7 protein-coding genes are annotated in these 9655 nt (G+C 65.4%); 4 read left to right on the top strand and 3 right to left on the bottom strand.

Features of this window, described 5'->3' with window-relative positions; translation table 11 throughout:
* The first annotated feature begins 6 nt into the window (after positions 1-6).
* The 3 genes from AC5Y5V_RS21005 to AC5Y5V_RS21015 are packed head-to-tail and all read left to right on the top strand — an operon-like array spanning position 7 to position 7225.
* Positions 7-5508: a type I polyketide synthase gene (locus AC5Y5V_RS21005; RefSeq protein WP_499939427.1), complete on the top strand. Its 5502-nt coding sequence runs from the start codon at positions 7-9 to the stop codon at positions 5506-5508.
* Entirely contained in the window at positions 5508-6368 is an 861-nt protein-coding gene (locus tag AC5Y5V_RS21010) for an ABC transporter ATP-binding protein (protein ID WP_499939410.1), read from the top strand. Before AC5Y5V_RS21005 ends, AC5Y5V_RS21010 begins: the two co-directional genes overlap by 1 nt.
* On the top strand, positions 6368-7225 hold the full coding sequence (locus AC5Y5V_RS21015; protein ID WP_499939412.1) for an ABC transporter permease: 858 nt from the start codon (positions 6368-6370) through the stop codon (positions 7223-7225). Before AC5Y5V_RS21010 ends, AC5Y5V_RS21015 begins: the two co-directional genes overlap by 1 nt.
* Positions 7226-7242: 17 nt before the next feature.
* On the opposite strand, the gene AC5Y5V_RS21020 is transcribed toward AC5Y5V_RS21015, so the two are convergent.
* The 3 genes from AC5Y5V_RS21020 to AC5Y5V_RS21030 all read right to left on the bottom strand — a co-directional run bounded on the left by AC5Y5V_RS21020 (position 7243) and on the right by AC5Y5V_RS21030 (position 8836).
* Positions 7243-7809, bottom strand: a complete 567-nt coding sequence (locus tag AC5Y5V_RS21020; RefSeq protein ID WP_499939414.1) for a MarR family winged helix-turn-helix transcriptional regulator — start codon at positions 7807-7809, stop codon at positions 7243-7245.
* A gap of 91 nt (positions 7810-7900) precedes the next feature.
* Positions 7901-8407: a DUF3060 domain-containing protein gene (locus AC5Y5V_RS21025; protein WP_499939416.1), complete on the bottom strand. Its 507-nt coding sequence runs from the start codon at positions 8405-8407 to the stop codon at positions 7901-7903.
* Between the two features lie 51 nt (positions 8408-8458).
* Entirely contained in the window at positions 8459-8836 is a 378-nt protein-coding gene (locus AC5Y5V_RS21030; RefSeq protein WP_499939418.1) for a DUF3060 domain-containing protein, read from the bottom strand.
* 232 nt (positions 8837-9068) lie between these two features.
* Between AC5Y5V_RS21030 and AC5Y5V_RS21035 the strand changes: the two genes are divergently transcribed.
* Positions 9069-9655 (top strand): TetR/AcrR family transcriptional regulator (locus AC5Y5V_RS21035; RefSeq protein ID WP_499939429.1); only part of this gene is annotated, 587 nt, incomplete at its 3' end.

Consider the following 9655-nt stretch of genomic DNA (forward strand, 5'->3'; position numbering starts at 1 on the left):
TCCAACATGGCTGCCGAGCAAGGCACTCGCACGCCCTTGGCGATCGTCGGCGTCGGGTGCCACTTTCCGGGGGGTGCCCACACCGCGCAGCGCTACTGGGACCTGCTGTGCAGTGAAACCGACGCAACGCGCACGGTGCCTGAAACACGCTGGAACGCGGAGCGATACTACGATCCGAACCCGGCAAAAGTTGGCAAGATGGTCACTCGCCGGGGTGGGTTCCTCAGCGAGATAGATCAATTCGATCCCCAGTTCTTCGGTATCTCCCCTCGCGAAGCGAACTTGCTGGATCCGCAGCAGCGCCTCCTGCTGCGTACCACATGGGAAGCGCTGGAAGACGGCGGAATACCCGCGGATAGTCTCGCGGGCACCGACGTCGGGGTGTTCGTCGGCGGTTTCACCCTCGACTATCAGCTGCTGCAAAACCAGGGCCGCACCAGCCGCTACCGACTCAAGACGCATTCCGCCACGGGAATGATGATGACCATGCTGGCGAACCGGATCTCGTTCGCGTTCGACTTCCGTGGACCCAGCATGACAATCGATACGGCCTGTTCGAGCTCGCTGGTCGCGGTACACCTTGCGGCACTGAGCATCTGGAACGGCGAATGTGCTGTCGCGCTGGCTGGCGGCGTCAACATCATGATCGGCCCCAACACGGCCATCGCGGAATCGAAGAGCGGATTCCTCAGCCCGGACGGGCGGTGCAAGGCGTTCGACGAGTCCGCCGACGGTTACGCACGGGGAGAGGGTGGCGCAGTCGTCGTCATCAAGCCGCTCGAGCAGGCGCTGCGCGACGGCGACGACATCTACGCGCAGATTCTTGGCACGGCGGTGTCACAGGACGGGCACACCGACGGCATCACCGTGCCCAGCGCACAGGCCCAGGAAGCGGCCATTACGACGGCCCTTGGACGAGCTGGGGTGCACCCCGACGAAGTCGGATACGTGGAGGCGCACGGCACCGGAACCCCGGTCGGAGACCCAGTCGAGGTCCGGGCTCTCGCCAGGGCGCTTGCTTCACACCGGACAGCCGAAAATCCGCTACTGATCGGATCGGTCAAGACCAACATCGGCCACCTCGAGGCGGGCGCCGGAGTGGCCGGACTGATCAAGGGAGCGTTGGTGCTCAAACACGGGTACATCCCGGCGAACCTGCATCTGAACCGTACCAGCGCCCAGATACCGCTGGGGGACTTGAATATTGACATTCCCCGAGCCGGTCGCGCATTTCCCGGCGGCGGTCGGCGGATAGCAGGCGTCAACTCCTTTGGCTTCGGCGGCACCAACGCCCACGTCGTGCTCGCCGAGCCCCCGGCCCCGGCCCGCGCGGACGCCGCGAGTCACCTGCCGCTGGCCGTGTTGCCCATCTCGGCGCGTAGCGAGGAAGCCCTGGCGGCGAGGGCCGGCCAGTTGGCCGAGCACGTGGGCGCTCACCCCGACCTCTCGCTGCTCGACCTGGGCTACACCCTCAGTCAGCGCCGCACCCATCTCGGCTACCGCCGTGCCCTGGTCGCGGACAGCATCGGCGATGCGCGACAGCAACTTCAAGCCCTCGCTGACGGAGGGCGAATCCCGGCTGGACGCGTCAACCAGGATGCGCCCAAAATGGCGTTCGTCTGTACCGGCATGGGACCGCAGTGGTGGAAGATGTGCCGGGGGCTGCTGGACGTCTATCCCGCCTTCACCGAAAGCATCCTGCGCAGCGATCGCGCGTTGTCCCGTTACACCGGTTGGTCTTTGGTGGACGAGCTGCGAACCGACGAGGCCAACTCTCGGATGGCCGAAACGGATGTCGCGCAACCCGCCAACTTCGCCATCCAGATTGCCCTCGCTGAACAACTCGCACAGTTCGGAATCCGCCCTGATGCGGTCGTCGGCCACAGCGCCGGGGAGGTGGCCGCCCACTATCTCGCCGGCGTTCTCGACTTTGACCAAGCGATCGAAGTCATCTACCACCGAAGTCGCCTGCAGCAGCGTACGAGCGGACTGGGCAGGATGCTCGCGGTCGGCCTCGGCGTCGAGTCGTTCATGCGGACGATCGATGAGCACACAGCCGACGGCATCGGGCGGCGGGTTTCGATCGCGGCGATCAACAGTCCTTCGGCGGTGACCATCGCCGGCGACAGCGATGCGCTCGACGACATCGTCCGCCAACTCGAAGAGCTCCAGGTCTTCCACCGTTTCCTCGACGGCAAGGTGCCGTACCACACCCACTACATGGACGCGATCAAAGACGAGCTCCACGACGCTCTGGCGGGCCTATGGCCGGCGGCGCCGACAACGCAGCTGTACTCGACGGTCACCGGCGAGCGGTTGGACGGATATTCGGCCGGTGCCGCCTACTGGTGGCAAAATACTCGCGCCACAGTGCTTTTCGAATCCGCGGTCCGCCGGATGATCGATGATGGCTACACCCACTTCGTCGAGCTGGGCCCACATCCTGTCCTCGCGGCATCGATCATCGAAATCGCGGGCATCCAACACGGCGGCGTTGCCGTCCTGGCGAGCCAGCGACGCGATGACGACGATGGGCGAACGCTGATGAACTGCGTCGGCGCATTGCACTGCCACGGACACCCGATCGCGTGGGACACGCTTTATCCCCGCCGGAACGCTCGACTGCTCAAGCTCCCGTCGTACCCGTGGCAATCCAGGCGCTTCTGGAACGAAACCGCGGAAGCCGCAGAGGAATTGCACTACCGCCCCGTGCATCCGCTGCTGGGACAGCCGGTGCGTGCCGTGCATCCGACCTGGGAAGTCGAGTTGAGCACGGCGATGATCCCGTTCCTGGCCGATCACGAGGTACAGGGAAGCACTCTCCTTCCCGCGGCGGCATACATCGAAATAGCCTTGGCCGCGGCAAATGCCACGTACGGGTCAACGGACTACCGGGTGGACAACCTGGCGCTGCAGCGCGCTGTCATCCTCTCGGACACTTGCGACCCGATTCTGCGGACCACGCTCAACCGGGACACAGGCACTCTGGAATTCGCCGCGTTCACGGCCACCGCCGCGGGTGACCTGACGTGGGCGATCACGGCGACCGCGGAACTCAACTCGCTGCCGCCGCAGTCCGCCAGCGTTCAGCGGAACGCGCAGCAGGCCAGCACGATTGACGGCGACGAGTTCTACGCCCGCGCCCGAGCCGCTGGGTTCGCCTACGGTGACGCCTTCCAGAGCATCAGCGGTCTCGAGTCCGGAGATGGCTGGGCGACGGCCCATATCGCCGTGCCGGTACAGCTCACCGACGAACTCGACCGATACCGATTCCACCCCGCGCTCATCGACGCTGCGTTCCATACCCTCATCGGCGCGGCGTTCGTCGGACGGGATGTGGACGAAGGCCCGTACCTGCCGGCCCGAATCCGGCGAAGCGCCATCTATCGCCCGCCCGACAAGAATATGACCGCCCACGTTTCCGTGGTATCGGCCACCAAAGACGAGATCGAAAGCGACATCACGGTGACCGACGAAGGGGGAGAGCCGCTCGCCACATTCACCGGCTTCACCTTGCGGTCGCTGAATGCCTCGGCTCGCATGTCGCCGGAAGGCGTGGACAAGGGGCTGTATGAGATCGAATGGGTCGCACTCCCCGAGATCGTGTACGACGGATGCGCGGCGGCGACGCCACCCGCCCGCTCATCCTGGCTGATCTTCAACGACGCCACGGGGGTGGGGACAGAGCTCGCCGACCAATTGCGGCGGGCGGGACACCGTGTCGGAATGGTCGTGCCTCGACACGTCAGCACGCTGACCGACATCGACGGCGGATATGCGCTGAATCCGGGGCAGCCCCAGCAGCTGTGTCAGCTGCTCGAAACGCATCTGCAGAAGGAGGGCGATCTCGCCGGCATCGTCAACTGCTGGCCGCTGCGCATCGCCCCCGATCCGGACAGATCGACGAGCGAATTGAATGACCGGACAGGCGTTCTCGCGATCCTTCACCTCGTCAAAGCCCTGGCGGATCACGATGCCGTCCGGCCTCGCCTCTACTTGATCACCGCCAACGCGCAACCGGCGCCCGGAACCGAAGCGCTCGCCGTCGAGCAGGCTGCCATCTGGGGGCTGGGCCGAGTCGTCGGGCATCAGGAATTCGTCAACCACTGGGGCGGACTGATCGACATCGATCCAGCCGAAGACCGCGCCTGGACCGCATCGCGCATCTGCCGGCACATGTTCGCCGAGGACCCCGAGGACCAGATCGCGTTGCGCGGCCGCGAAACCTTCGTTCCCCGCCTCCGCGCAAGCCGAAGCTTGACAACGGATTTCCCGACCAAGCTCACCCCCGACGCGACCTACGTCGTCACCGGTGGAGCGGGGGCGCTTGGCCGCCTCGTCGCGACCTACCTCGCGGAGCGCGGGGCACGTCACATCGCGCTGCTGTGCCGGACCCAGTTTCCGTCGATCGACGCGATCCGAAAGATCGAGCACCTCGGTGCCGATGTGACCACCGCCAGCGTGGATGTCACCGACGCTGACCAGATGGACACGTGGCTGCGCGACCACGTCCGAGCGGGGGGCCGACCCGTGCGTGGAATCGTCCACGCCGCAGGAGCTGTCGGCGACCGTCTGCTGGTGAACATGACCGACGCCGACTTTGCCAGAGTCATGGCCCCGAAAATTGCCGGTGCTCGCGTGCTGCATAACACGTTCGCAGGGCACGACCTGGAGTTCTTCGTCATGTTCGGATCCGCGGGGTCGGTGATCGCTTCGGCCGGTCAAGGCAACTACGCCGCAGCCAACGCCTTCCTCGATGCCTTTGCGCACTATCGGCAGGCGCAGGGTCTGCCGGCCCTCACGATCGGTTGGGGCCCTTGGTCTGTCGGCATGATCGAAGAACTCCATCTGGAAGAGGTCTACGCGCAACGGGGAATTGACCTCATCACCCCCGCGGCGGGCACCCGCATCCTCGATCGGCTCATCAACCAGAAGGCGCCCAACGTCATCGCTATCAGCGCCGACTGGGCGCGGGCGCGCCGCACCGGCCTCGGCGGACAGTTGCCGCCGATCTTCTCCGAACTGGGAATGGCCGAAACCCCGGTCGGCCCCGGCGATTCGGCATCGTCGATGGTCGAGTTGCTCGCGGGATGCCCGGCGGCCGACAGGCCGGACGTGGTCGCAACCCATGTTCGGCAGATCGCCGCCGCGGTTTTTGAGATCGACGCTGGCGACCTGGGACCTGATGACGCGCTGGACGACCTCGGCCTTGACTCGTTGATGGCAATGGATTTCAGAACGCGGATCAATGCGGTTTTCGCGATCGAGCTTCCACTGCTCGAATTGCTCAAGGGCGTAAGCATCAATTCGCTCGCCGTTCGAATACTCGCCGACCTTCGACTGGCCGGCGACGACCCAGCCGCGGTCGCCGAACCGCGGTCAGAGCCCGCCGTCGCCGATGACGGTCTCGACTGGCTGATCGAGCGGTTGTCCGAGGCCGAGCTGCGGGAACTGCTGGCCGAGCTTGACGGGCAACCCGACACCCGGCAACGACCGGAGGCGGATTGATGAATTCCGCACCACCCAAGGATCATTCGCCCGCGGTGACCGTTCGGGGGCTGTCGAAGTCCTACGGACAGTTACGCGCGGTGCGGGATCTGGACCTCGACGTTGCGTACGGCGAGATCTTCGCGATCCTGGGGCCCAACGGGGCGGGCAAGTCGACGACCATCGAGATCCTCGAGGGCCACCGAAGACGCGACTCCGGACGTGTGCGGGTGCTCGGCGAAGATCCCGAAACCGCGGGCAGGAGCTGGCGCGCCGAGATCGGCATCGTGCTGCAAGAGGCCAGCGACGCCGGGGTGCTCACTGTGTCCGAGACCGTGCACATGTTCGCGAGTTGCTACGCCGCGGCGCGCGTCCCCGAGGAGGTCCTCGAACTCGTCGGGCTGGGCGCGGTCGCCCGTTCCAGAGTGCGCACGCTCTCCGGGGGACAGCGTCGTCGGCTCGACGTCGCGCTCGGCATCGTCAACATGCCGCGCCTGCTCTTTCTCGACGAGCCCACCACCGGGTTCGATCCCGAAGCCAGACAACGGTTCTGGGAACTCATCAGGCTACTGGCCGCCGACGGCACGACCATCCTGCTCACCACCCACTACCTCGACGAGGCCGCGGCGCTCGCCGACCGAATAGCGGTCATCGCCGACGGCGCCGCGGTGGCGGTCGACTCGCCGCAGAATCTGATCACGTACGTGAAATCGGCGGCGACGGTTCGGTGGAGAGACGGAGACCACGTGTGCGTCGAGGAGACAGATCGCCCGACCGAACTGATCAGGCAGCGGTCAAAGGATGGCCAAGAGCTGGCCGAGCTGACGGTCTCTCGACCCACCCTCGAAGAGGCATACCTGCGTTTGATCGGCTCGCGATAATGGACATCGGCTATCGCGTCCCTGCCGCACTGCCACAAGACCGACCGGTCGGCTCATCCCCGCCACTCCCATCTCCGCTGCGTATCGGGTTGTCGCGAGTCGTCCCCGAGCTCAAGATGTTCTACCGTCGGCCGGAGCAGTTGGTGCTGACATTTTCGATGCCGGCGGTCATCTGCATCTTGTTGGGTTCGATTTTTTCCAGCAAGCTGCCGCGTAGCGATACCAGCACCGGTGCGGTGATCGCGGCGAGCATGCTCGCCTATGGCATTCTTTCGACGTCGTTCGTCAATCTTGGCATCAGCATCGCAGCCGACCGGGACACCGGCGCACTGCGGCGCCTTCGGGGGACACCTGCGACGGCATTGTCGTATTTCGTCGGAAAGATTCTGCTGGTCGCGATCGCCAGTCTCGCCGAGGCCGTCGTCCTGCTGTCCGTAGGCCTGCTCTTCTTCGAAATCCAATTACCTACAACGATTTTCGGTTGGTTCACGCTGGCCTGGGTGTTCCTCCTGGGCACTGTCAGTTGTTCGCTGCTGGGCATTTTCGTCAGCAATTTGGCCAGCAACGCGCTGTCGGCAGCGGTCATCACCAACGGCCCGGCCGTTGCCCTGCAGTTCGTGTCGGGCACGTATGTGCCGCTCGTCGTCTTACCGGCGTGGATGCTGACCGTGGGATCTTTCTTCCCGGTCAAATGGATGGCGCAGGGCTTTCGGTCGGTGCTGTTGCCGCCGGAAATGGTCGCCTTCGAGCCGGCGGGCAGCTGGGAGCACTGGCACATATTTGTTGTGCTGACGGCATGGAGTATCGGCGGTTTGGCGGCATGCCTCGCGGTTTTCCGGTGGTCGGACAAGAAATGATCGAGCCGGCCACACCGCTAGGGCGAAACGCGCCCGCGACCGACCTTGGCCGGGGCGGGGGTCTGCGCCTGGAGTTCTTCCTGGAAGGTTGCCATCGCTCCCAGCATCGCCGTCAGAACCCGGTGAGCGACAACAAGATCCGCGTCCGGCACATCGGCCAGAGCAGAGCGCAGATGGTCGCCGAGCGGACCGAAAAAGTCACGGCCGACGGCCATACCGTGGCCTTCGAAGCGAAGTATCGACTTGCGGCGATCCGACGGATCGGCATCGCGCCGGATGTGGCCGGCGTCGGTCATCCGGTCGACCAGGTACGTGACCGCCGCCGGTGACACGTCCATACGCTGCCTCAGCTGGCTCAGTGTGAGCGGTTCACCGGCCCGCTCCGCCATCATGATGTGCAACAGGGCATGGAGGTCGCCGACCAACAACCCGTGCTGACGCGCGAAATGACGGCCCACCTGATCGGAATGCGCCGTCATAGCCTGCACGTCGGCCGTCAACAGCCGGTGCAGTTCTGCCCGCGTTGACGGGGCATCTTCGGCTACTTCGGCTTCGTCGGCTTTTTCGGCGCTGCGCTCTCCCACCTACCCGCATTCCTTCTCAGCGAAAATACGCACAGCGTATCGGCCGGCCGTGAGTCAGCAAACGCCCGACCCGCTTCGTGGCGAGCCCCGGTCAGCCGCCCTTGGTCACGGTGTTGTTGTGGCCGATGTTGCTCACCTTCGGGTCGCCGTCCTTATAGGTGATGGTGTTGTCCATCCCCAGCACAGTGATCTTGGTGTTGACCTTGTCGATGGTGATTTTGTTTTTGGTCCCGCCCACCGAGACCGACTCGCAGGTGCCGGTCACGGTCAGCGTGTTCTTGCCGCCGGTCACGTTCAACGACTTGCCCTCTTCGCAGGAAATGGTGGCGGTCTGGTTCGTGTAGGCGTAGACGATGGTGTTGCCCACCTCGACCGACGTGCTGATGGTGGGGCCGCCGCCGTCCGTGGTGGTGGTCTCCGTACCGCTGCCCGCCGACGTGCTGGCCGAGCTGCCGCTCGACTTCGTCGTCGAACTGCCGCCGCTGCCCGCCGGCGGGTTGGCCGTCGAACTACATCCGGCGACCCCGACCGCGGCCGCGATGGCCGCCGACGCCAGGGCCAACCCGGCAAGCCGCAGTGAGTCGGCAGTTCCGCGCATGGTTCCTCGATTCTCGGTGGGTGAAGGGTTGTGACGAGGTAGTCGACGGCCTTACGGGCCGACCCGCTGCAGCCGGTTGGTCATGCCCAGCTCACGGCCGCGGTCCCAGAGAACGGGGTCACCGGTGTGGAAGAACACCGTCTCGTCGTAGCCGTAGACGGTGATGTCATGCGTGACGTTGTCGGCGACGATGGTGTTGGACGACCCCATGACCGTGACGGCCCAGCAGTTGCCCTTCGCGGTGACGATGTTGGACGTCCCATTGACGATCAGGGTGGCGTCGTTGCAGTCCACGATCTGCTCGAGGCCTTGCCCGACGATGTGCGTGTCGCCGTTCTTGGCGTGGGCGGCGGGTGGCGGGGCGGCGGCGACGGCAGCGATCGCGAGTGCACAGGTGGCCAGTGACCCGAGGCCGGTCGTCCACTTCATTGCGGGCCCCTTCGCTCGGCAGGAACTGCTCGAAGGAGAGCCTACGTGCATTCGCCCACCCGATAACAGACTTAGCAGCAATTACGGGCCCATTTTCGCCGCCTCCGCCGGGCGCGGCGATTTCACGATCTCGTCAACTAGAGTCATTAGTTGATCATCGGAACCGGAGGGCGATCGCATGGCAGCGGGCAGAGCCGGGAAGGCGGTGGGGAAAGCCCCCGTCGGTAAAGCCGTGTCCCGCCCGGCCAAGCTGAGCCGCGACGGCATCGTCGATGGCGCGTTGAATTTCCTGGACCGCGAAGGCTGGGATTCGCTGACGATCAATGCGCTGGCGACCCAGCTGGGGACCAAGGGGCCCTCGCTGTACAACCACGTCGACAGCCTGGAGGACCTGCGCCGCGCCGTCCGGATCCGCGTGATCGACGACATCATCACGATGCTGAACCGGGTCGGCGAGGGCCGGGCCCGCGACGACGCCGTGCTAGTGATGGCCGGCGCCTACCGCAGCTACGCGCATCACCACCCGGGCCGCTACTCCGCCTTCACCCGGATGCCGCTGGATGGCGACGACCCTGAGTACACGGCCGCCACCAGGGGCGCCGCCGCGCCGGTGATCGCCGTCCTGTCCTCCTACGGCCTGGACGGATCGGAGGCTTTTCACGCCGCGCTCGAGTTCTGGTCGGCGATGCACGGGTTCGTCCTGCTCGAGATGACCGGGGTGATGGACGACATCGACACCGACGCCGTGTTCTCCGACATGGTGTTGCGCCTGGCGGCGGGGCTGGATCGGCGTACCGCGCCCGGTAGCGCGAGGTCCGG

It is taken from the genome of Mycobacterium sp. NGS68, from assembly GCF_059812195.1.

Bases quoted from the DNA above. Each gene is read 5' to 3' on its own strand.
- AC5Y5V_RS21005 (WP_499939427.1), top strand. From the start codon at position 7: ATGGCTGCCGAGCAAGGCACTCGCACGCCCTTGGCGATCGTCGGCGTC.
- AC5Y5V_RS21010 (WP_499939410.1), top strand. From the start codon at position 5,508: ATGAATTCCGCACCACCCAAGGATCATTCGCCCGCGGTGACCGTTCGG.
- AC5Y5V_RS21015 (WP_499939412.1), top strand. From the start codon at position 6,368: ATGGACATCGGCTATCGCGTCCCTGCCGCACTGCCACAAGACCGACCG.
- AC5Y5V_RS21025 (WP_499939416.1), bottom strand. From the start codon at position 8,407: ATGCGCGGAACTGCCGACTCACTGCGGCTTGCCGGGTTGGCCCTGGCG.
- AC5Y5V_RS21030 (WP_499939418.1), bottom strand. From the start codon at position 8,836: ATGAAGTGGACGACCGGCCTCGGGTCACTGGCCACCTGTGCACTCGCG.